This is a genomic window from Quadrisphaera sp. RL12-1S (assembly GCF_014270065.1).
Classification (GTDB): Bacteria; Actinomycetota; Actinomycetes; order Actinomycetales; family Quadrisphaeraceae; genus Quadrisphaera.
On sequence record NZ_JACNME010000009.1, the window covers coordinates 129826 to 151950 of the forward strand.

General features: G+C 74.4%; 20 protein-coding genes, 2 rRNA genes and 1 riboswitch. Of the genes, 7 read left to right on the forward strand and 15 right to left on the reverse strand.

Going from position 1 to position 22125, the window contains the following annotated elements; translation table 11 throughout:
• Positions 1 to 4 precede the first annotated feature (4 nt).
• The 8 genes from H7K62_RS15940 to H7K62_RS15975 form a co-directional block, all read right to left on the reverse strand.
• A complete protein-coding gene (locus tag H7K62_RS15940; protein WP_186720090.1) occupies positions 5 to 940 on the reverse strand; it encodes an HAD family hydrolase in 936 nt (311 codons plus the stop codon).
• Positions 937 to 1650 (reverse strand): metal-dependent transcriptional regulator, encoded by a 714-nt coding sequence (locus H7K62_RS24145; protein ID WP_186720092.1) that lies wholly within the window; start codon positions 1648 to 1650, stop codon positions 937 to 939. The genes H7K62_RS15940 and H7K62_RS24145 overlap by 4 nt, the downstream gene beginning before the upstream one ends.
• 49 nt (positions 1651 to 1699) lie before the next feature.
• Positions 1700 to 2464: a PrsW family intramembrane metalloprotease gene (locus tag H7K62_RS15950; protein WP_370591810.1), complete on the reverse strand. Its 765-nt coding sequence runs from the start codon at positions 2462 to 2464 to the stop codon at positions 1700 to 1702.
• A gap of 45 nt (positions 2465 to 2509) precedes the next feature.
• Positions 2510 to 3223: an Hpt domain-containing response regulator gene (locus H7K62_RS15955; protein WP_186720098.1), complete on the reverse strand. Its 714-nt coding sequence runs from the start codon at positions 3221 to 3223 to the stop codon at positions 2510 to 2512.
• Between the two features lie 107 nt (positions 3224 to 3330).
• Entirely contained in the window at positions 3331 to 4671 is a 1341-nt protein-coding gene (locus tag H7K62_RS15960; RefSeq protein WP_186720100.1) for an LLM class flavin-dependent oxidoreductase, read from the reverse strand.
• Positions 4668 to 6041, reverse strand: a complete 1374-nt coding sequence (locus H7K62_RS15965) for an O-acetylhomoserine aminocarboxypropyltransferase/cysteine synthase family protein (protein WP_186720101.1) — start codon at positions 6039 to 6041, stop codon at positions 4668 to 4670. The genes H7K62_RS15960 and H7K62_RS15965 overlap by 4 nt, the downstream gene beginning before the upstream one ends.
• Positions 6042 to 6216: 175 nt before the next feature.
• A riboswitch (SAM riboswitch) is annotated at positions 6217 to 6313 on the reverse strand.
• 61 nt (positions 6314 to 6374) lie between these two features.
• Entirely contained in the window at positions 6375 to 6842 is a 468-nt protein-coding gene (locus H7K62_RS15970) for an OsmC family protein (protein ID WP_186720103.1), read from the reverse strand.
• 44 nt (positions 6843 to 6886) lie between these two features.
• Positions 6887 to 8554 carry a Na+/H+ antiporter gene (locus H7K62_RS15975; RefSeq protein ID WP_186720106.1) on the reverse strand — a complete coding sequence of 556 codons (1668 nt, stop codon included), beginning with the start codon at positions 8552 to 8554 and terminating at the stop codon, positions 6887 to 6889.
• 63 nt (positions 8555 to 8617) lie between these two features.
• Here H7K62_RS15975 and H7K62_RS15980 point away from each other — a divergent pair, with 63 nt between their 5' ends.
• Together H7K62_RS15980 and H7K62_RS15985 are read left to right on the forward strand one after the other, a co-directional pair.
• Positions 8618 to 9016, forward strand: a complete 399-nt coding sequence (locus H7K62_RS15980) for a TIGR03618 family F420-dependent PPOX class oxidoreductase (RefSeq protein WP_186720115.1) — start codon at positions 8618 to 8620, stop codon at positions 9014 to 9016.
• Positions 9017 to 9021: 5 nt separating this feature from the next.
• Complete coding sequence (locus H7K62_RS15985) at positions 9022 to 10329, forward strand: FAD-dependent oxidoreductase (protein WP_186720117.1); 1308 nt, start codon at positions 9022 to 9024, stop codon at positions 10327 to 10329.
• Here the strand turns inward: H7K62_RS15985 and H7K62_RS15990 are convergent.
• From H7K62_RS15990 to H7K62_RS16005, 4 genes are read right to left on the reverse strand one after another with little or no spacing between them, the layout of a single operon-like run.
• The gene (locus H7K62_RS15990) at positions 10319 to 12013 is read right to left on the reverse strand and encodes a glycoside hydrolase family 13 protein (RefSeq protein WP_370591811.1); all 1695 of its coding nucleotides are present in this window, start codon (positions 12011 to 12013) and stop codon (positions 10319 to 10321) included. The two genes, H7K62_RS15985 and H7K62_RS15990, sit on opposite strands and share 11 nt — an antisense overlap.
• Positions 12010 to 12924 (reverse strand): carbohydrate ABC transporter permease, encoded by a 915-nt coding sequence (locus tag H7K62_RS15995; RefSeq protein ID WP_186720119.1) that lies wholly within the window; start codon positions 12922 to 12924, stop codon positions 12010 to 12012. The genes H7K62_RS15990 and H7K62_RS15995 overlap by 4 nt, the downstream gene beginning before the upstream one ends.
• Positions 12924 to 13733: a carbohydrate ABC transporter permease gene (locus H7K62_RS16000; protein WP_186720180.1), complete on the reverse strand. Its 810-nt coding sequence runs from the start codon at positions 13731 to 13733 to the stop codon at positions 12924 to 12926. The genes H7K62_RS15995 and H7K62_RS16000 overlap by 1 nt, the downstream gene beginning before the upstream one ends.
• A 56-nt stretch (positions 13734 to 13789) precedes the next feature.
• Positions 13790 to 15076 (reverse strand): ABC transporter substrate-binding protein, encoded by a 1287-nt coding sequence (locus H7K62_RS16005; protein ID WP_186720127.1) that lies wholly within the window; start codon positions 15074 to 15076, stop codon positions 13790 to 13792.
• A gap of 102 nt (positions 15077 to 15178) precedes the next feature.
• Here H7K62_RS16005 and H7K62_RS16010 point away from each other — a divergent pair, with 102 nt between their 5' ends.
• Positions 15179 to 16438 carry an ROK family transcriptional regulator gene (locus tag H7K62_RS16010; protein WP_186720129.1) on the forward strand — a complete coding sequence of 420 codons (1260 nt, stop codon included), beginning with the start codon at positions 15179 to 15181 and terminating at the stop codon, positions 16436 to 16438.
• Positions 16439 to 16498: 60 nt separating this feature from the next.
• Here the strand turns inward: H7K62_RS16010 and glpX are convergent, their stop codons facing one another.
• A complete protein-coding gene (glpX, locus tag H7K62_RS16015) occupies positions 16499 to 17509 on the reverse strand; it encodes a class II fructose-bisphosphatase (protein WP_186720134.1) in 1011 nt (336 codons plus the stop codon).
• Between the two features lie 90 nt (positions 17510 to 17599).
• Here glpX and H7K62_RS16020 point away from each other — a divergent pair, with 90 nt between their 5' ends.
• Genes H7K62_RS16020 through H7K62_RS16035 form a run of 4 tightly spaced genes read left to right on the forward strand, consistent with a single transcriptional unit; the run spans position 17600 to position 21113 of the window.
• Positions 17600 to 17947: an ArsR/SmtB family transcription factor gene (locus H7K62_RS16020; RefSeq protein WP_370591812.1), complete on the forward strand. Its 348-nt coding sequence runs from the start codon at positions 17600 to 17602 to the stop codon at positions 17945 to 17947.
• Complete coding sequence (locus tag H7K62_RS16025; protein WP_186720137.1) at positions 17944 to 18906, forward strand: cation diffusion facilitator family transporter; 963 nt, start codon at positions 17944 to 17946, stop codon at positions 18904 to 18906. The genes H7K62_RS16020 and H7K62_RS16025 overlap by 4 nt, the downstream gene beginning before the upstream one ends.
• Positions 18903 to 19589 (forward strand): DsbA family protein, encoded by a 687-nt coding sequence (locus H7K62_RS16030; protein ID WP_222437707.1) that lies wholly within the window; start codon positions 18903 to 18905, stop codon positions 19587 to 19589. Before H7K62_RS16025 ends, H7K62_RS16030 begins: the two co-directional genes overlap by 4 nt.
• Before the next feature lie 42 nt (positions 19590 to 19631).
• Positions 19632 to 21113: a SulP family inorganic anion transporter gene (locus H7K62_RS16035; RefSeq protein ID WP_186720139.1), complete on the forward strand. Its 1482-nt coding sequence runs from the start codon at positions 19632 to 19634 to the stop codon at positions 21111 to 21113.
• Positions 21114 to 21746: 633 nt separating this feature from the next.
• Here the strand turns inward: H7K62_RS16035 and rrf are convergent.
• Both rrf and H7K62_RS21645 read right to left on the reverse strand, forming a co-directional pair.
• A 5S ribosomal RNA gene (gene rrf, locus H7K62_RS16040) occupies positions 21747 to 21863 on the reverse strand.
• Between the two features lie 144 nt (positions 21864 to 22007).
• Positions 22008 to 22125: ribosomal RNA gene (locus H7K62_RS21645) — 23S ribosomal RNA — on the reverse strand; the annotation flags it as partial.

Here is a 22125-nt window from a genome sequence, read left to right on the forward strand (position 1 = left end):
TCACCTAGAGCCGCCCGTCGGCGAGCAGCGCGAGCACGGTGGCGGCGCCGTCGCGGTGGACCGGGCCGCTGACCAGGTGCGCAGCCGCCCGCACGTCGGCGCCCGCCTGTCCCATCGCCACGCCCGTGCCCACCGCGGCCAGCATCGACAGGTCGTTCTGCCCGTCCCCCACCGCCACGACGCGCGGCAGCGGCGTCCCGGTGCGCTGCGCCCACCAGCGCAGCGCCGAGCCCTTGGTCACCCCGGGGGCGGTGGCGTTGAGCACGGGCACCCCGGGCAGGAAGGGCGCGGTGGAGTCCTCCACGTGCAGGCCCAGCCCCTCCAGCACGGCGGTCACCTCGGCGGTGCGGTGCACCTCGAAGACGTCGAGCGTCGCCTTGTCCACCTCCAGGCGCGCACCGGCGCCCGTGAGCAGCTCGGTGGCGTCGCCGTCGGGCTCTCCGCTGACCTCGGCCCACCCCACGTGCGCCTCGGGGCGGCGGTCGGTGACGAACATCGACGCCCCGCTGTAGAGCTCGGCGTACACGCCCTCGCGCACGCACCAGCGCACGAGCTCGCGCGCGGCGGCGGCCGGCAGGGGCCAGCGGGCCAGCACGCGCCCGTCGGCCACCACCGCCGCCCCGTTGTGGACGACGTCCGCCCCTCCGGGACGCCCGTGCGCGGCCCCGGCGAGCTGGCCGCGCACCGCGTCCAGGCCCCGCGGGAGCCGCCCGGTGGCGAACCCCACCTGCACGCCCGCGGCGCTGGCCCGCACGGCGGCCTCGACCACGGCGCCGGAGGCGTACGGCTCCACGTCCAGCGTGGTGCCGTCGACGTCGAGGAACACCGCGGCGGTCCCGCCCGGGGATCGGCGCCACGCGGGGAAGCGGCCGCCGGGCTGGAGCCCGTCCGGCAGCTCCGGCAGCTCCGGCAGCTCCGGCAGCGGCGCCGGGGTGCTCACGCGGCGGGACCCGGAGCGCCACCGGTGCGCACCACGCGCAGCGCCGCGGCGGCGGGGGCGGGCAGCAGGAGCGCGTCCCCGCCGGACGGTCCCACCTCCACAGCGCCGTCGGGGAGCCGGTGGAGCACCAGCAGCTCGGCGTCCAGCACCACGCCGTTGTCCGCGAGCCAGCGCAGCACCTCGGGGTCGGTGTCGGAGATGCGCGCCACGCAGACCCGGTCCCCCTGCGGGCAGTCGCCCAGCAGCACCGCCTCGGGGCGCTCGTAGTCGCCGTCGGCGGTGGGGATGGGGTCGCCGTGGGGGTCGCGCCAGGGCCTGCCCAGGAGGTCGTCGATGCGCTCGAGGAACAGCTCGGAGACCACGTGCTCGAGCACCTCGGCCTCCTCGTGCACCTGGTCCCAGCCGTAGCCGAGGTGCTCCACGAGGTAGGTCTCCAGCAGCCGGTGGCGGCGCACCACGCGCAGCGCGCGGGCGCGGCCGGCGTCGGTGAGCTCGACGGGGCGGTACGGCGCGGGCACCACGAGCCCGGCGTCCACGAGCCGCTTGACCTGCTCGGAGACGGTGGAGGCGGCGAGCCCGAGGCGAGCGGCGAGCGCCGTGGTGGTGACGGGCGCGTCGTCCCACTCCTGCGCCGACCAGATGGTCTTGAGGTAGTCCTCGGCGACGGCGGTCACACCGTCGCCGGCGTCGCGGGGACGGTCGGGGGTCACGGGACGATCGTGGCGCACCGGGGGCGGGCGGCGCACACCACGTGCCGGCTCAGGCCGCGGCGCCCGCGCGACGCGGCGCGGCCAGCCGGTGGGCCACCACGGTCAGCAGCGTGAGGGAGACCGCGGCCAGCACGGCGTAGGCGAGGAAGCCGCCGATGCCGTCCCAGGCCGCGTGGAGCAGGACGGCGGCCGCGAAGGCGCCCGCGAACCGCAGCAGCGCCGCGGGCCGCCAGCGCGAGGACGCCGCCGCCCACAGCGCCGCGGCGGTCAGGCCGGTCCAGGCCATGTGCGCCGCGGGGCTGAGGAGACCGCGCAGCAGCAGCACCTGGTCCACCGCGCCCACGTTCCCGCGCGACTCCACCAGCACCACGAAGCCGTAGCCCATGGTCTCCAGGGCGGCGAAGCCGGCGCCGCTGGCCACGCCCACCAGCAGGCCGTCCACCCGCGCCCGGTAGCGCGTGAACAGCAGCACCGCCAGCGGCGCCACCAGCTTGGAGCCCTCCTCGATGAGCCCTACCCCGAGCACGGCGGCGCCGCCGAGCCGGCGCAGCTCGTCGTACTCGAGGATCCCTGCGGTCACCACGCCCACCACGCCGCCGATGAAGGCGACGAGGACGACGACGAGGGCGGGGACGTCGTAGGCGAGCCGGCGACCGGCGATGAAGGCGATGAAGGTGGCGGGCGCCACGGCCGCGCCGAGCAGCAGCAGCGACGGGACGAAGTTCGGGTCGCCGGTCGCCACGAGCGCGCGGCGCACCGCCTCGAACAGGACGAGACCGACGAGGAGGACGAGGACCCAGGACCAGCGGCGCACGGTCCCGATCATGCCGTGGGTCGCGGTGGGCCGCGGTGGGGCCGCTCAGCCGTCGGCGAGCTCGCGGGCGACCGCGCCGACGGCGCGGCGCACCACGCCCAGCTCCAGGCGCAGGGGGCGCAGGGCCGCCGGGTCGGGGACGCGGCCCTCGCCGGCGTCGGCCTCGACCGCGCGCAGCAGGCCCGCCAGCCGGGTGGCGCCGAGGTTGGCGGCGCTCCCGGCGAGGCGGTGGGCCAGCGCCTCGACCTCGGCGGCGTCCTCGCGGCGCGCCGCGGCGCCGAGCTGGCCCAGCGACGAGGGCGCCTGCTCGGCGAAGGAGGTCAGCAGCCGGCGGAACAGGCGGCGCTCTGAGGCGTCGTCGAGGTCGCCGAGGTCCGCCAGACGGGCCCGCACGGCGGCCGCGACCACACGGCTGGGAGCCGCGGCGGCCTCTCCGACCGCGTCGAGCAGCGCGGTGACCGGGAACGGCTTGCGCAGGTAGCTGCAGCCGAGCGCGAGCCCCGCCTCCACGTCGGCGGGCAGGGCGCGGCCGGAGAGGAACACCACGGGCAGGCCGGCGGTGTCGGTGGACCCGCGCAGGTCCGCCACGAGGCCGAGGCCGCTGCCACCGGGCATGAACATGTCGCTGACCAGCACGTCGGGCAGGGCGTCGTGGAGCTGGGTCCTGGCCGCCGGTGCGGACCCGACGGCGCGCACGTCGTGCCCGGCGCGCTGCAGGCGCGAGGCGATGAGCTCGCGCGAGACGTCGTCGTCCTCCACGACGAGAACGCTGACCACTCCGACCTCCAGCGGGGCTCCGGCAGCGGGCGACGGCCCGCTCTCCCCCGGTGCATCGGCGCGGAGGGCCCGCGACCTGAGCGGTGCGGCTAGAAGTCGAAGAGGTTGGCGCGCGCCCCGCCGTCGCCGAGCTCGCGGCGCAGCACGCCGCGCCGGCGCAGCGCGGGCACCAGCTCGTCGAGCAGCCGGTGCAGCGTCACCGGGTGCAGGTCGCCCGACAGCAGCACGCCGTCGTTGTCGGCCTCCTCCCCCAGCGCCTCGACGAGGTCCGCCACCTCCTCGGCGGTGCCCACCAGGCCCTCGCCCTCGCTGACCAGGCCCTTGCGGGAGCGGCGCACCAGCACCTGGCGCAGCGTCGCGGCGCCGGGGTCCTCCACGCCCGCGAAGAACCCCTTGAGGGTCCCCCGCGAGACGTGCTGGCCGAACGCCCCCGCGGGCAGCGGGGCGTCGAGGCGGTGCGCGGTGAGGTCGGTCTCGAGGTCGCTCGACCAGTGGCCGGCCACGGCCAGGAGGTCGGCGTCGCTGGGGTCGAGGGAGGCCGCCACCACGCGCTCGGCCTCCTCGCGAGAGGCCACCACCTCGGCCTTGACCCAGAACAGCACGCGCACGTCGTCGGGACGGCGACCGGCGGCTCGCGCCGCCTCGTGCACGCGGGCGCGGTAGGCGCGGATGCTGGCCGCGTCGAGCGGGGCGTAGGCCAGCTGGACGTCGGAGTGGGCTCCCGCGAACGCCAGGCCGCGCGGCGACCCGCCCGGGGAGACCACCAGGGGCTCCCCCGCCCGGCCGTCGTCGAACGGGGCGGCGTTCAGCGGACCGGTGACGTCGAAGTAGCGGCCCTCGTGGTGGCGAGCGCGGATGCGGCTGCCGTCGGCGTAGCGGCCGGTGGCCGAGCTGCCGTCACCACCGGCGAGGGCACCGTCCTCCCAGGAGCGCCACAGGTCCCTGACCAGGCCGGTCCACTCGTCGGCGCGGTCGTAGGCGGCGTCGTGGTCGAGCGGGGGCTCAGCGCTGACGTGCCGGGCGCTGCCGGTGTCGGTGACCACGTTGAGCCCGAACCGCCCGCTGGACAGGTGCTGCAGCGTGGCCGCCTGCCGGGCGGCGAGGTAGGGCGGGGTGATCCCGGCGTTGACGGTGGGCACCAGGCCGATGCGCGACGTCGCCGCGAACAGGTACGGGGCCAGGAGCAGCGGGTCGTGCTTGGGGCCGCCGTAGGCGCTGCGCACGCGCAGCTCGAGGGTCTCGGGGTTCCCCACCGAGACGGCGTCCTCCATGACCACGAGGTCCACGCCGGCCTGCTCCAGCTCGCGCACGGCCTGCTGGTAGACGTCGGGGCGGCGCCAGTCCCAGCCCCACGCCCAGTCGGGACGGCCCCACCCCTGCGGCCCGAAGCCGCGGGAGAAGAAGTAGCCGACGTGCTGCAGCCGGCTCATGCGGCGTCCAGCGCGCGGCGCAGGTCGGCCTGGAGGTCCTCGACGTCCTCGATCCCCACCGACAGGCGGACCGTGCCGGGGTGGACGCCGGCGCGCTCTCGCTCGGCCTCGGTGCGGTGGGCGTGGGTGGTGGACGCGGGGTGCACCACGAGGGAGCGGACGTCGCCGAGGTGGGTCATGTGGCTGAACAGCTCCAGCGCCCCGATGAAGCGCCGGGCCGCCGGCGCACCGCCGCGCAGGGTCACCGCCAGCACCGCTCCGGAGCCGCGCGGCAGGTAGCGGCGGGCGCGCTGGTGCGACGGGCTGGAGGCCAGGCTGGCGTGGTCGACCCGCTCGACGGCCGGGTGGCGCTCCAGCCACGCGGCCAGCAGCGCCGCGCTGCGGCAGTGCTGGGCCATCCGCAGCGACAGGGTCTCCACGCCCTGCTGCACGAGGAAGGCGTTGAACGGGGAGAGCACCGGCCCGAAGCGCGCGGCGACGTGGTGGCGGGCGTGCTCGGCGTAGCAGCGCTCCCCGTGCAGATCGGCCCAGCTGCGCCCGCCGAGCACCGCGCTGGGCTCGGACAGCTGCGGGAAGCGCGGGGCCCCGCCGTCGTCGTGAGCGCCCCAGTCGAACCCCCTGCCGACGACGACGACGCCGCCGAGCGCGGTCCCGTGCCCGGAGAGGAACTTGCTGGCCGAGTGGACCACCACGTCCGCGCCGTGCTCGAGGGGCCGCAGCAGGTACGGCGTGGCCAGGGTGTTGTCCACCACCAGCGGCACCCCGTGGGCGTGCGCGACGCCGGCCACGGCCGCGACGTCCAGGACCTCGTTGCGGGGGTTGGACAGGGACTCGGCGAACAGCGCCCGGGTGGTGGGGCGCAGCAGGCGGCGCCACGCGGCGGGGTCCGCGTGGTCCTCCACGAAGTCCACCTCGATGCCGAAGCGGGCGAAGTTCTCCGAGAACAGCCCCCGCGAGCCCTCGTAGAGGTGGTCGGAGGCGAGGAGGTGGTCACCGCTCTGGAGCAGGCCCAGCAGCGCGGTGGTGATGGCCGCCTGGCCGGAGCCCACCACGAGGGCGTCCGCGCCGCCCTCCAGGGCCGCGAGGCGGCGCTCGAGGGCGGCGGTGGTGGGGTTGGCGATGCGGGAGTACACGAAGCCGTCCGCCTCCCCGGAGAACCGGGCGGCCGCCGTGTCGGGGTCCTCGAAGCGGAACCCCGCGGACACGTGGATGGGCGCCACCCGGTCGCCGTGCCCGACGGGTCCGGTGTCGGCGCCGGCGTGCACCTGCTGGGTGGTGAAGCCGTAGCGGGCCTCGCGGGCGACCGGCGGGAGCAGGGCCGGCTGGGTCGGGCGGGGCAGGGAGCGGGGGGTGGCGGTCTGGGCGGTCATCGGGGGCCTTTCGGGCGCGCCGCGGTGCGGCGCCGCAGCAGCGGCGGCGCGCCCGTGAGTGCGCCGCGGCTGGTGCGGGGGGGGTGGGTGGGCTGTCAGCGCTGGGTCAGCGCTGACAGCCACCGCCCGCCGTGAGGGCGAGGTCGATGTGCAGGCGTCGGGTGAGCACGGGTGTCCTCCATCGGCCGTGGCGGGAGCACCTGAGGCAGCCGGGGCTGCTCTGGTTGCTGCGGCGTCGACGAGCCACGTCTCTCGGCCGCTCTGGATGGTCGGGGCTGACGGTAGGGGCGCTCCGCCCCCACCGTCAACCGCCCGCGCCGTGCTCCGGGGAGGTCAGGCGGACAGCGGCGCCTTGGTCCACTCGCTGGTGTAGGCCAGGCCGCTGCGCTTGAACATCTGGGTGACGGGGCAGCGCCGCTCGGTCTCGGTGTGGAAGGTCTCGAAGACGTCGTCGGCGGCGTCGGTCTCGACGGTGACCCTGACCGCCACCCGGTCGAAGTTGGCGTTGCCCTCGGCGCCGCCGGCGATGACGGAGGGGTCCAGGTCGCCCTGGATGTGGAACGACCACTTCCCCAGCGCCACGCCGAGGCTGGAGGCGACCAGGCTGCCGGTGACCTGGTTGCAGCTGGTGAGGGCGCCGAGCAGGTAGCTCAGCGGGCTGGGCGCCGCGTCGTCGCCCCCGAAGGAGGGGTAGGTGTCGGCGGTGAAGACGTGCTCGTGGTCACCGGCCACCACGAGGCGCTGGGCGACACCGGTGCCCTCGGCGTCGACGACGAAGGGGACGGTCTGCTTGATGGGCATGCGCCGACACTACGTGTCGCACGCGACGGGTCGCCAGGTGCGGATCACTCGACCTGCTCCCGGTGGGACAGCCGCACCTCCTCGAGGTCGAGCCGGTGCTGCACCTGGCGCAGCACCGTGTCGTCGATGTGGCCGTCGTCGCGCAGGCCCACCACGGCCTCCCGCTTGCGGTGCAGCAGGGCCAGCCGCAGGGCGTCGGCGTCCTGCGCGCGCCGGGCCACCCGTTCCGCGTCCACCTCGGCCAGGGCCGTCGGGCCGCCCCCGCGCGCGCCGCTCCCGCCGCTCCCGTCCGGGCCGGCGGCGGGAACGAGCTGGGCCTGCTCGGCCTCCCGCTCCAGCAGCAGGAGCCTCTTGAGGAACTCGCGCCGGACGCGCTCGGCCACGTCGTCGTCCACCTCCAGCTGCGCCGCCAGCCCGGGCAGCGCCTCCAGCGCGGTCCGCGTGGCGTGCTGCTGGGCGAGGAGCCGCTCCTGAGCCAGCGCCGTGTCCGGTGGCAGCCGTGCCCACCGGACCACCGCGGGCAGCAGGGGCGCCTGCACCACGAGGGTCAGCACGATGACCACCACGGTGGCGAACACCACCACGTCGCGCTCGGGGAAGGGCGCCCCGGAGGCGGTGGTCTGGGGCACCGCGAGCGCGGCGGCCAGCGACACCGCCCCGCGGAAGCCGGCCACGCCGCTGACCACGCGGGAGCGCCACGGGGCGCGCAGGTCGCGCTGGGCGGGGCGGCGGTCGAGGGCGCGGATGAGGTACGGCGTGGTCCACAGCCAGGCGAAGCGCACGCCCACCACGGCCGCCGTCACCCCGAGGGCCACGGCGACGCCCTGCCGGAGCCCCACGCTGCTCAGGCCCCGCACGGCGGACTGGACCTCCAGCCCCACGAGCACGAAGAGCCCGCCGTTGAGCAGGTAGGTGGTGACCCGCCAGAACGCCTCGGACTGCTGGCGCGCGTCGGCGCGGCGCGTGCGGGGGCCGAGCCGGCTGGTCAGCAGGCCCCCGGCCACCACGGCGAGGACGCCGGAGGCGTACACGAGCTCGGCCAGCAGGAACGCCGCGAAGGGTGTCAGCAGGAACGCGACGCTCTCCAGCAGCGGGTCGTCCAGGCGGCGGCGGACGACGTCGAGGACCCACGCGACGAGCAGCCCGGCGGCGACGCCGCCGGCGTAGGACAGCGCGAACAGGCCGGCGACGCGTCCCGCGGCCAGCTCCTGGTCCCCGACCACCGCGCCCACCGCCAGCCCGTAGACCACCAGCGCCGTGCCGTCGTTGACCAGGCTCTCGGCGCGCAGCACGGTGGTGTTGCGCCGCGGCAGGCTGCGCGCCAGCACGCCGACCGCCGTCGCGTCGGTGGGCGCCACCGCGGCGCCGAGCACCCACGCCGGGCCCCAGGGGACGCCCAGGGCGTGGGCGGCGGCCGCGACCCCGGCGGCGGTGAGCACCACCAGCAGCGAGCCGAGCAGCACGATCACGCGCAGGAACCTGCGGATCTCGCGCAGCGAGGTGGTCTGGCTCTCCCACCACAGCAGCGCCGGGAGGAACAGCAGCAGCACGGCCTCCGGCGGCAGGTGCGTGCCCCGCAGGGCGGGCGCGAAGCCCAGCAGCACCCCGGTCCCCAGCAGGAGGACCGGCGGCGCGACGCGGGTCCTGCGGGCGAGCGCGCCGCAGGCCAGCACCGCTGCCCCGAGGACGACCACCAGCTCCAGGCCCTGCACGGAGCACACCCTCCGTCCGCCGCGCACGTCGCGCCAGCTCGGGCACCGGCGCAGGATGGCGGCGTGAGCACGCCACTGCCCCAGCCCCTGCTCGACCTCCTGCGTCGGCCCTCCCCCTGCTTCGTGGCCACGCTGATGCCCGACGGCTCTCCGCAGCTGACGGAGACCTGGGTGACCACCGACGGGGAGAACGTGGTCATCAACGTGGTCGACGGCACGCAGAAGGCCCGGAACGTGGCGCGCGACCCGCGCGTGGCCGTCAACGTGGTGGACCCGGACGACCCGTTCCGGTTCTTCCAGGTCCGCGGGCGCGTGGTCAGGGCCACCACCGAGGGCGGCCAGGAGGGCATCGAGGAGCTGTCCCAGAAGTACCTCGGACGGCCGTACCCGCGCTTCGACGGCGGCGGCGCACGACTGGTGCTGACCATCGCCGCTGACTCCGTCAGCTCCCCCCGGGGCTGACCGGGGTGGCACCAGCGGGGCGCACCACGTGCGCCGTGGTGGGCGGAGGCCCGGCGGGCGTCGTGCTCGGCCTGCTCCTGGCCAGGGCCGGCGTCGAGGTGACCGTGCTGGAGAAGCACGCCGACTTCCACCGGGACTTCCGCGGCGACACGGTCCACCCGAGCACGCTGCAGCTCCTGGACGACCTGGGCCTGTTCGCGCGGTTCGACGCCCTGCCGCAGACCCGGCTGGAGCGGGTGGAGCTGGCCGAGGGCAGCGGCGTGGTGGCCGCCGACCTGTCGCGCCTGGGCGGGCTGGTGCCGGGCCTGCGCCACCCGTACATCGCCCTGGTGCCCCAGTGGGACCTGCTGACCCTGCTCGCCGACGCCGCCCGCGAGGAGCCCTCGTTCACCCTGCGCACCTCCACCGAGGTGGTGGGCCTGCTCACGGGACCCGCCCTCGAGACGGCCGCGGGGCAGCGGGTGACCGGGGTGCGCTGGCGCGCCACCGACGGCTCCGGGCAGGGCGGGGAGCTCGAGGCCGACCTCGTGGTGGCCTGCGACGGGCGCTGGTCCACGGCGCGGCGCGCGGCCGAGCTGGAGCCCCGCGAGCTCGACGTCCCCTTCGACGTGTGGTGGCTGCGCCTGCCGCTGGCCGACGACGCGCCCGAGGCGCAGCTGCTGCCGGTCCTGAGGCCGGGCGCCGCCGCGGTGGTGATCCCGCGGCGGACGGCGCAGGGGCGCTACCTGCAGGTCGCCTGGCTCGGGCCGAAGGGCGGCGACGCCGCGCTGCGGGCGCGCGGCCTGGACTCCTTCCGCCGCGACGTCGCCGAGCTCCTGCCGCAGCACGCCGCCACGGCGCTGTCCCCCGACGTCATCCGGTCCTTCGACGACGTGCCCGTCCTGGACGTGCGGCTCTCCCGGCTGCCGCTGTGGCACCGGGAGGGCCTGCTGTGCATCGGCGACGCCGCGCACGCCATGTCCCCGGTGGGAGGGGTGGGCATCAACCTCGCCGTGCAGGACGCCGTCGCCGCGGCCCGCCTGCTGGCAGCGCCGCTGCGGGAGCGGCGCGTGCGCCGGTCCCACCTGGCGGCGGTCCAGCGCCGCCGGACCCCGCCCGCGGTGGTGACGCAGGCGCTGCAGCAGCAGGCGCACCGCCGGGTGCTGGGCCCCGTGCTGGCCGGTCACCTGGCGGGCCCGCCCGCCCTGGTCACGGCGGCGCTCCGCCGGGCGCCGTGGCTGTCGGTGGTGCCCGCCTACGTGGTGGGGGTGGGGGTGCGTCCCGAGCGCGCGCCGCGCTGGGCCCGGCGCTCCCCGTCCCCCCTCAGCCGCTGACCACCCACGCCGCCGTGGACGGCGGCAGCTGGCCGTCGTCGTCGAGGGGGCCGCTGGTGAGCACCAGCTCCCCCGCGGGCAGCGGCGCGGCGGCACCGGACCCGTCGTCGGTGCCCACGTTGACCACGCAGTGCCACCGCTCGCGGGCGCCGGGGCCCGCGGCCGTCGGTCGCGACCAGTGCAGGACGCCGCCGGCGGACGGCTCCCACCGCAGCTCCTCCGGCCCGAGCAGCTCCCGGCGCAGCTCCAGCGCCACCCGGTGCAGGTGCAGCGTCGAGCCCGGGTCGGCCTCCTGCACCGAGGCCGCGGCTCCGGCGAACCACGCCGGCTGCGGCAGGTGGGGGTCCAGCCCGCCGTCGGGGCCGAACCCGAAGGAGGAGCCGTCCGGGGTCCAGGGCAGCGGCACGCGGCAGCCGTCGCGGCCCTTCTCGGCGCCCTCGGAGCGGAACGCGATCGGGTCCTGCAGCACCTCGGCCGGCAGGTCGGCCACCTCGTGCAGGCCCAGCTCCTCGCCCTGGTAGAGGTAGGTGGAGCCGGGCAGGGCCAGCTCGAGCAGCAGCCCGGCGCGAGCGCGGCGCAGCCCGAGGGCGCGGTCGAGCACCGGCTCGGCGCCGTCCCGGGTGACCCACGCCTTGGCGGCCACGTGCGAGGACAGCTCGGGGTCGGGCGGCAGCCCGTACCGGCTGGCGGCGCGCACGCAGTCGTGGTTAGCCAGCGTCCACGTGCACGAGGCGCCGACGTCCAGCTGCTCCAGCCCCAGCTCCACCCCCCGGCGCAGCTGCGCCGCGTCCCAGCCGGCCTCGAAGAGGTCGAAGGTGAACGCCTGGCCGAGGGAGGAGGGGTCGGAGTAGCGCCACCGCCGCGAGGGGTGCACCGACGCCTCGGCGACCGCCGCGCGCGGGGGGTCGTAGGTGTCGAAGAGCTGGCGCCACTCGCGGTAGACGTCCATGAGCTCGTCGCGGTCCCACAGCGGGTGGCTGCCGTCGTCGAAGAGCGCGGTGTGCGTGGTCGGGAAGTCCACGTCGAGGTTGTTGTCCACGTCGCGCACCAGCCCGTGGGCCACGTCCACGCGGAACCCGTCCACGCCGCGGTCGGCCCAGAACCTCAGGGTGGCCAGGAAGTCCTCGCGGACCTCCCGGTTGGACCACTCCAGGTCGGGCTGCTCCTTGGCGAAGGCGTGCAGGTACCACTGGCCGTCGCCCACCGGCTCCCACGCGGAGCCGCCGAAGAGCGACTTCCACCGCGACGGCGGCTCGCTCATCGGCCCGGCCGGGCCGTCGCGCCCGTCGCGGAAGACGTAGCGCCCCCGGGCCGCCGACCCCCGCGGCGAGGCGAGCGCCTCGCGGAACCACGGGTGCCGGTCGGAGGTGTGGTTGGGGACGATGTCGACGACGACGCGGATGCCGGCGGCGTGCAGCGCCTGCGCCATCTCGTCGAAGTCGGCCAGGGTGCCGAGCTTCGGGTCGACGTCGCGGTGGTCGTCCACGTCGTACCCGCCGTCGGACAGGGCCGAGGGGTAGAACGGGGACAGCCACACGGCGTCCACACCCAGCTCGGACAGGTAGGGCACGCGGGAGGTGACCCCGCGCAGGTCGCCCAGCCCGTCGCCGTCGGCGTCGGCGAAGGAGCGGGGGTAGACCTGGTAGACCACGGCCTGGCGCCACCACGGAGCTGCCTGGCTCACTTGATGGCACCCCGCGTGACACCGGACATCACCCAGCGCTGGGCGAAGACGTAGACGATGATCGTCGGAGCCATCGCCATGAGGTAGCTGGCGAACGCCACGTTGTAGTCCGTGGAGAACGAGCTCTGGAAGATCTGCTGGATCACGGGGATCGTCTGCAGGTCGGGGTTGGCGGTGATGAGCGACGGCATCATGAAGTCGTTCCAGGCCGCGAGGAAGGCGAAGATGCCGACCGTGGCGTTCATGGGCGCCAGCAGCGGGAAGATCAGCTTCCAGAAGACCTGCCACGTGGTGGCGCCCTCCAGGCGGGCGCTCTCCTCGAGCTCACCGGGGATGGAGCGCAGGAAGGCGGAGTAGAGCAGCACGCTGAAGGACAGCTGGAACAGGACGTGCAGCACGGCCACCCCGACGGGGTTGTCCAGGCTGAGGTAGGCGGTGAGCTTGACCTGCGGCAGGGCGATGACCGGGAACGGGATGAACATCGCTGCGAGCAGGTAGAAGTAGCTGTACCGGAAGAGCTTGCGGTCCCACTGCTTCACGATGGCGTAGGCCGCCAGCGACCCGAGCACGATGACGCCGAAGACGCTGGCCGCGGCGACGAGGACCGAGATGACGAACGCCGTGGGGAACCCGACGAGGTTCCAGGCGTCGGCGAAGCTGCCCGGGTTGAAGGGCGCGGGGAGCGAGAAGCCGTTGCCGTCCACCGACTGCTCGGGCGTCTTGAACGCCATCGTCACGGTGAGGTACAGCGGCAGGATGACCGTGAGGGCGCACACGACCAGCACGCCCGTGAGCAGCCAGGCGCTGCGGTTGGCGCGGCCGCTGACGGCCCCGCCGCGCTGGAGGCCCTCGTTGCGCCGGGCGTTCTTGGCGGCGGCCTCGACGGTGGCCGGGTCGGCAGCGATGGCCATCAGAGACTCACCCCTCGGCGGTTGATGATGCGGAGCTGGGCGATGGAGATGAGCACGGTGATGATGAAGAAGACCACCGCGTTGGCCATCTGGTAGGCGTAGTCACCGCTGGTGAAGCCCGTGAAGATGGTCATGGCCACGGACGAGGTCGCCGTCCCGGGGCCGCCGTTGGTGAGGCCGACGATGATGTCGTAGGCGTTGAGGAAGTTCTTGAAGCCGAGCACCGTGTTGATCACCACGTAGCCCGCCACCAGCGGCAGCGTGATGGAGGTGAACTGGCGCCACGGGGTCGCGCCGTCCAGGGAGGAGGCCTCGTAGACCTCCTCGGGGATGGCGAGCAGCCCGGCGAGGTAGATGATCAGCGCGCTCGGGATCGCCTGCCACGCGGTGACGACGACGACGGCCACCCAGGCCCAGTCCGCGTTCGCCAGGATGCTGCTGCCGCCGAAGACGGCGGGGATCGACGTCGAGAAGATGTAGTTGAAGACGTAGGCGATGACGATGCCCGAGACCACCATGGGGATGAAGAAGACCCCGCGCAGCGCCGTCTTGAACTTGATCTTCGAGTTGAGCAGCACCGCGAGGAACAGCGCGATGGCGTTCACGAGCAGCACCGTGACCACGGAGAAGCCGATGGTGAACCCGTAGGAGCTCAGGATGCGCGGGTCGGTGAAGAGCACCAGGTAGTTCGACAGCCCGACGAAGCTGTACTCGCCGTAGCCGACGTAGTTGGTGACGGAGTAGAACATGCCCGCGAGCGCCGGCCCGATGATGAGCAGGGTGAACAGCAGCAGCGCGGGCAGCAGCATCACGTAGAAGGCCGCGTCGACCTTCTTGCGCCCGCGACGGGCGGGGGTGGCGGCGCTCACGAGAGGGCCGACCGCTCGGCGAGGCGGTTCCAGTCCGCGTCGAGGGTGCGCAGCATGCCGTCTCCGTCTCCGTCCAGGAGGGCGCCCTGGAAGTAGTTCTCGAGGGGGATGGTGTTGGGCACGAAGGTGCTCGAGCCCTGGTAGATGCGCCCGGCGTCGAGGTAGGGAGCGAGCCCCGCGGTGCGCGGGTCGGTCGTCCCCTGGGCGCCCTGGAGGGGGGAGAACGCGAGGTTCTTCTGGTTGTAGGTGGTGCAGACCTCGGGCCGCATCATCCACTGGACGAACTTCGTGGCCTCGGCGACGTCGCCGCTCGCGACGGGGACCCACAGCGCCAGGTCGAGGTTGACGCGGGCGGCCCGGTCGTCGGCGTCCTCGGTCATGGGCAGCGCGAACGTCCCCAGCTCGAGGTTCGCGTCGGTCTTGGCGATCTCACCGAGCGCCCAGGGGCCCTGGCAGTACATGGCGACCTTCCCCTGGCCCATGGCGAGGTTGCCGTCGGCATAGGTCTTGGAGGGGAAGTCGGGGTTGAAGTAGTCGCGCAGCGCGAGGATGTTCTTCATCACCGGGCTGAAGGTCTCCAGGAAGGTCGGCTTGGCCCCGTCACCCTCGGCCAGCTTGGCCTTGTAGAAGGCGGGGACGTCGGCGCCGGAGCCCGTCGCGTAGTCCCACATCCCCTGGCGCGTGGTCCACGGGTCGCGGGCCGTGGTGTAGATGGGCGTGATCCCCGCGGCCTTGAACTTCTCGCAGGCCTCCACCAGCTCGGGGAAGGTGGTGGGCACCTCGACGCCGTTGTCCGCGAAGAGCTTGACGTTGTAGATGACGCCCGCAGCGGTCACCGACCACGGCAGCACGCTGGTCTGGCCCTCGAAGTTGGCGTACTGGTCGACCAGCGACTGGTAGGACGGGTTGATCGTCCCCGCCTCGGGCAGGTCCGCGAGGTCGGTGAGCACGCCGCCGCGCACGTAGTTCGAGGTCTCGAGGTTATAGTTGTAGCAGGCGACGTCCGGCGGGGCCCCGCGCACGAACTGCGGGACGATCGAGGTCTGCGTGCCGTCGTGGTCGATGGTCACGGCGCTCTGACTGGCGTTGTACTGCTGCGCCAGGTCGTCGAAGTAGGCGAGCACCTCAGGCTTGTTCGCCACCCACCGGAGGGTCTCGCGACCGGCGCCGGCGCTGGAGCCGCAGCCGGCCAGCGACAGCGGGACCGCTCCAGCGGCAGCGCCGAGGCCCACCAGCTTGAGCAGGGAGCGGCGGCTCATGCCGCCGCGCGGAGGACCGTTCACGGGCACCCCTTCGTGCTCGGCCCCGCGGTGCGGGGTAATTGATTGACATCGTGAAGCAAGTTGCGAGAGCGTGGCACCGTGACCGCCCTAGAGTCAAGCCCCGTGCACGTCGCCCGCCCGGGGCAGCGGGAGAGGACCACCTCCACCCGTGCTCTCCGCCAGGCCTCCACGACCTCCGTGCTGGAGGCGCTCTGGCACGGCGAGCCCGTCACCGGCAGCGACCTCATCGCCACCACCGGCCTGACCCGCGCCACCGTCCACGACGTCTGCGCCGACCTCATCGCCGCCGGCTGGGTGGAGGAGCTCGCGGACCAGCGCGCCCACGGCAGCTACGCCCGGGGGCGACCGGCCCGGCGGTACGGCCTGCGAGCGCGTGCGGGCGTCGTCCTGGGCCTGGAGGCCTCCAGCGCGCGCTGCACCGCCCTGGTGACCGACCTGCTCGGCACCCCCCTGGGCACCGCCGAGAGCACCTGCCGGCGCGACGCCGGCGAGCGCAGGACGGCGGCCGGCGAGGCGGCGGGGGCGGCCCTGGCCGAAGCCGGCGCCACCGTCGACGAGGTGCTGGCCTGCACGGTCGCGGTGCCGGCGCCCATCGCTGCCTCCGGACGGGTCGAGGTCCGCAGCAACCCGTACTGGGTGCTCATGGACGCAGGGCTCAGCGAGCACCTGCAGCGCCGGCTGTCGTGCCCGGTCCGCCTGGCCAACGACGCCGACCTCGCGGCGCTGGCCGAGGGCCGCCGGGGCGGGGCGGCCGGCGTGCGGGACCACATCACGGTGCTGGCCGACGGCGGCTTCGGCGCCGGCCTCGTGGCGGCCGGCTCCCTGGTGCGGGGGCGGTGGGGCCGGGGCGGGGAGATGCGCTGGCTGGACCTGGTCACCGACGTCGGCGCCCCCATCGGGCTGGGCCCGCTGCTGGCCTTCTGGGACGCGGAGGGCACCGACGCCTTCCCCGACACCCACGGGCCGCTGGAGGCCGAGCCCGGCACCGGGGACCTCGAGGCCGACCTCGAGCGGGCCCAGCGGGTGCTGCGCTCCGCGGCGGCGGGCGACCCGCGCGCCCTCGAGGTCACCCAGCGCGCCGGGCGCCACCTGGCGCGGGTCGTCGCCACGGCAGCGGGGCTGTTCGACCCGGAGGTCGTGGTGCTCGCCGGTCAGCTCGCGGCCGACCTGGCCCCCGTCGTCGACGCGGCGGCCGCGATCCTGCCCGAGCTCCTCGACGAGCCCGTGCCGCGCCTGGTGACCTCCCGCCTCGGCGGCGACGTCATCGCGCTCGGGGCAGCACAGCAGGCCCTGGACGACGTCCGCGCCGGCGCGCTGGACCTCCGCCTGCCCGGCGCCGCCGCGTCCCTGGCCGGGCGCTGACCGCTCGTCAGCACCCGACCAGGGACGCGGGAGGCGGTGGCGCTCAGCCGACCGCGGAGGTCAGAGCCACTTCGCCGCGAGGTGCTCGGCCACCACGCGGCGCACGGTGCCCGACTGCGTGCGCAGCACGATGGACTCGGTGCGGATGATGCCGTCGACGTGGCGGACCCCGTCCAGCAGGCCGCCGTCGGTGACGCCGGTCGCCACGAAGAACGCGTCCTCGCCCTTGACGAGGTCGTCGGCGTCGTAGACGTGGTCCATGAGCAGACCGGCCGCGAGGCCGCGGTCGCGCTCGGCGTCGTCCTTGGGGGCCAGCACGCCCTGCATGAAGCCGCCCAGGGCCTTGACGGCGCACGCCGTCGTGACTCCCTCGGGACTGCCTCCGATGCCCACGCACATGTCGATGCGGGTGCCCGCGCGCGCCGCGTTGATGCCCCCGGCCACGTCACCGTCCAGCAGGAGCCGGGTCCCCGCCCCCGCCTCGCGGATCTCCCGGACGATCCCCTCGTGCCGGGGCCTGTCCAGGATCGCGACGACGACCTCCTCGGGCTGCTTGCCCAGCGCAGCGGCGAGGGCGCGGATGTTCTCGCCCACCGGCTTGCGGATGTCCACGACGCCGCGGCCCTCCGGTCCGGTGACCAGCTTGTCCATGTAGAAGACGCTGGACGCGTCGAGCATGGCGCCGCGGTCCGCCACGGCGATGACGGACAGGGCGTTCTGGCGGCCCGCGGCCGCCATCGAGGTGCCGTCGACGGGATCGACCGCCACGTCGCAGGCGGGGCCCTGGCCGTTGCCGACCCGCTCGCCGTTGAAGAGCATGGGCGCCTCGTCCTTCTCGCCCTCCCCGATGACGACGACGCCGTCGAAGGAGACGGTCGCCAGGAAGGCGCGCATCGCGTCGACAGCGGCTCCGTCGACGGCGATCTTGTCGCCCTTGCCGATGAACGGGACGGCCCGGATGGCCGCGGCCTCCGTGGCGCGCACCAGCTCGAGGGCGAGGTTGCGGTCGGGGCGGTCGTTCCGGCTGGTGGACGTGGTGCTGGGCGTGCTGACCGGGGTGCTGTGCGTCATCGCGTCTCCTCCGTCGGCGGTGTGGGGCCGGGTGTCGGCGGGGCTGCGGCGATCCTCCCACAGTTCATTGCCTGCTGTATGGTCGGGGACGTGGCCACCCTGACGAGCCTCGCCGACCGCAGCGCTCCCCCCGCCGCCGGAGCGCGCGTGCTCGCGCGCTTCGGGCACGCCCTGTCGGACCCCACGCGGGCGCGGCTGCTGCTCGCCCTGCGCCAGGCGCCGGGGTACCCCGCGGAGCTGGCTGACGAGCTGGGCGTCTCCCGCCAGAACCTGTCGAACCACCTGGCCTGCCTGCGCGGCTGCGGCCTGGTCGTGGCCTCGCAGGAGGGGCGGCGCGTGCGCTACGCCCTGGCCGACCCGGCGCTCGGCCACGCCCTGGAGGACCTCCTGTCCGCCGTCGCCGCCGTCGACCTCCTCGCCGAGGAGGGCCACCGGTGAGCGCCGGGCACAACCACGCCAGCGCCGCAGGCGGGGACCGCAAGCGCCTCGCGCAGGCCCTCGTCGTCACGCTGGTCGTCCTGGTCAGCGGAGTCGTCGGCGGCCTGGTGACGGGCTCGCTGGCCCTGCTGGCCGACGCCGGCCACATGCTCACGGACGCCGCGGGGCTCGGGGTCGCCCTGCTGGCCTCGAGCCTGGCCCTGCGCCCCGCCACGCAGGCGCGCACCTGGGGCCTGCAGCGGGCCGAGGTGCTCGCCGCGGTGCTCCAGGCGGCGATGCTGCTCGCCGTCGGCGTCCTCATCGCCGTCGAGGGCGTCCGCCGCCTGCTCGACCCGCCTGACGTCGCCTCCACCGGGATGCTCGTCTTCGGAGCGGTCGGCCTGGCGGGCAACGCCGTGGCGCTCTGGGTCCTCACCCGCGGGGGCGGCGGCCGCCACGACCACGCGCACGACGACGGCCACCGCGAGCGGCCCATGGGTCTCAACCGCCGCGCCGCGGTCCTCGAGGTCGTCAGCGACGGCCTGGGCTCCGCCGCCGTCCTGGTGGCCGCGGGGGTCATCGCGCTGACGGGCTGGACCCGGGCGGACGCCGTGGTCTCGCTGCTCATCGGGCTGCTCATCGTCCCCAGGACCCTCGTCCTGCTGCGCGAGGCCGCCGACGTCCTGCTCGAGGCCGTCCCGCGGGGCCTGGACCTGGCGGCCGTGCGCGCCCACCTCGTCGAGCAGCCGCACGTCCTGGCCGTGCACGACCTGCACGCCAGCCAGATCAGCACCGGCCTGCCGGTGCTGACGGCGCACATCGTCCTCGACGACTCCTGCTTCGTGGACGGCCACGCCCCGGAGGTGCTCGACCAGCTCCAGGCGTGCGTGGCCAGCCACTTCCCCGTGAGCATCACCCACTCGACGTTCCAGGTCGAGCCGGCGAGCCACGCCGACCACGAGCACGGGGTCCATGCGTGAGGGGACAGCAGCGTCGTCGCGGCCGGGTGTCGCGGCGCACGCGGCTGCTGGCGACCGTCGTCGTCCTGACCACCTCGGCCACCGCCTCCGCCGTCGTCGCCGCCGACGTCTCTCCCGGTGGTGCCGCGGGGGCCGCGCCGCCGCTCGTGCGGTGGGACAGCCACCGGCTCACCCCGGCCCCGTCGACGACGACGGCGGGCGCCCCCGTCCAGGTGGTCGAGTTCGTCGACTTCGAGTGCAGCCGGTGCCGCGCCGCGCAGCCGTTCACGGACCAGCTGCGCACCGACTACGCGGGGCGCGTCGACTTCGTGGTGCGGCACTTCCCGCTGCCGGGGCACGCCAACTCCACCCACGCTGCGATCGCCGCGGAGGCCGCGGCGCGCCAGGGGGCCTTCGCGGAGATGGCCGAGGTGCTGTGGGCCACCCACGGCCACTGGGGGCGCTCCAGCGAGCCGCAGCCGTCGCTCTTCCGCAGCTTCGCCGCCGAGCTGGGGCTGGACATGGCCGCCTACGACGCCGCCGTGTCCGACCCCGCGACCGAGGCCCGCGTCCGGCAGGACTTCGAGGACGGCGTGGCCCTCGGCGTCTCGGGCACTCCGACCCACTTCCTCGACGGCGTCCTCGTGCGGCCCACCGACGAGGCCGGTTTCCGCCGGTTGCTGGACACCGCGCTCGCCTCCTGAGACTACGCGGACAACCTTGACGCTGCGTCAAGGTAGGCTCAGGTGCTCGTGAGCACCCTGGCGCTGAGGCGACCGACCTGGACACAGCCCCGCGTCCTGCGCACCGAGGTCCTGGCGGGCCTGGTCGTCGCCCTGGCGCTGATCCCGGAGGCCATCTCCTTCTCGATCATCGCGGGCGTGGACCCCCGCGTCGGCCTCTTCGCCTCGTTCACCATGGCGGTGACCATCGCCCTCGTCGGCGGCCGTCCCGCGATGATCTCCGCCGCCACGGGTGCTGTCGCCCTCGTCGTCGCCCCGCTGGTGCGCGAGCACGGGCTGGACCACCTCGTCCTGGCGGTGCTGCTCGGAGGGGCCCTCCAGGTGGTGCTCGGGGTCCTCGGCGTCGCGCGCCTCATGCGGTTCGTGCCCCGCAGCGTCATGACCGGCTTCGTGAACGCCCTGGCCATCCTCATCTTCGCGGCGCAGGTCCCCTACTTCGTCGCCGTGCCGTGGGCCGTCTACCCGGTGGCGGCCCTGGCCATCGCCATCATGGTCTTCCTGCCGCGGATCACCACCGCCGTGCCGGCGCCGCTCGTCGCCGTGCTCGTCCTGACGTCGGCCACCGCGCTCGCCCACCTGGCGCTGCCGGACGTCGGCGACCAGGGGGCCCTGCCGGACAGCCTGCCCACGCTCTTCTGGCCCGACGTCCCGTGGACGTGGGCCACCCTCACGACGGTGGCGCCGTACGCCTGCGGCATCGCCGTCGTCGGGCTGCTGGAGTCGCTCATGACCGCCAAGCTCGTCGACGAGGTCACCGACACGCCCTCTCGGAAGAGCCGAGAGGCGTGGGGCCAGGGTGTCGCGAACATCGTCACCGGGCTCTTCGGCGGCATGGGCGGGTGCGCCATGATCGGACAGACGATGATCAACGTGCGCAGCGGCGCGCGCACCCGCCTGTCGACCTTCCTGGCCGGCTCGTTCCTGCTCGTGCTCGTCGTAGGGCTGGGAGACCTCGTGGCCACCATCCCGATGGCCGTCCTCGCCTCGATCATGGTCATGGTCAGCGTAGGGACCTTCGACTGGCACTCCGTGAGGCCCTCGACGCTGCGGCGCATGCCGCGCTCGGAGACCTCGGTCATGGTGGTGACGGTCGCCGTGGTGGTGGCCACGCACAACCTCGCCATCGGGGTCGTGGCCGGCGTCATCGTGGCGGCGCTGCTCTTCGCACGGCGCGTGGCGCACCTCGTCACCGTTCACCGCTCGCTCGAGCACGAGGGGCAGCGCGTCCGCTACACCGTGGACGGTGAGCTCTTCTTCGCCTCCAGCAACGACCTCGTGGGCCAGTTCTCCTACGGGGAGGACCCCGACGACGTCGTCGTCGACCTCTCGCGCTCCCACGTCTGGGACGCCTCCACGGTCGCCGCTCTCGACGCGGTGACCACCAAGTACTCCGCTCGGGGGAAGAACGTCCGCATCGTCGGGCTCAACGACGCCAGCGCGGCCATGCACGGACGGCTCGCCGGCAGGCTCAGCGCAGAGGTGTGAGCCCTGCTCCTCGTCGAGCGCAGAACGCGCTCGACCGAAAGGCGACAGACACCCTCTGGCGGCGTCGAGCCGCCAGGCCACCCGCGATGTGGCCGGGAGACCCTGGGCCCGTAAGGCTGAAGATCGCACAGCACCGTGAACTGTGCCGTGCAGACGAGGGCGGCGGTGGCTCGCCGTCCCGCGGGGCGTTGCAGGGGGCGAGACTGGCGGGGGCCGCCGAGCGCGGCGAACGAGCCCCACCCCTTCTCGCGGCTCTCACCCTCGAGCGCCGAACCTGGTCTGCGGATCATCGGCGCCAGGCCGGCGCAGGAGACCACGTCCACAGCGATCGCGAAGTCACTGCCAACTCCACCTCTGACGAGGGACTGGACGCCGGACCTGCCCCAGACACCGGGCATCAGGGTCCGGACCTCGCCAGCAGGGCGGGCCTTGTGGCGTCCCTCGAGCTCACCCGCCGCAGCTGGGCGACAACATCGGTGGAGACCCGGCACCGGGGGTCTACGACGTTGCTCGACCCTGGCATCTGCCGGTGGCTGGGGTGAGGTGCTCCCCGGGGACAGTCCGGGGATAGTCCGGGGACAGCGAAGAGGGGCCAGGTCGCAGCAATGCGACCTAGCCCCTCTTCTAAAGGATGTCCGGCGGTGACCTACTCTCCCACCCAGCTTCCCAGGCAGTACCATCGGCGCAGGTGGGCTTAGCTTCCGGGTTCGGAATGGGACCGGGCGTTTCCCCACCGCTATGACCGCCGTAACACTATCGAGTTCTCGGCACCCCCCAAAGAACGAGGGTGGTCACCCGTGACTCGGGAACCGCACAGTGGACGCGAACAGAACATGACGTTCCAAACTTCAGTCGTACTTGACCGCACTCCACCACAAGTCACCAAGGGTGGGGTGTAGCAAGTCATCGGCTTATTAGTACCGGTCAGCTACAACCATTACTGGTCGTCCACATCCGGCCTATCAACCCAGTAGTCTGCTGGGAGCCTCTCGGACTCGAAGTCCATGGAGAC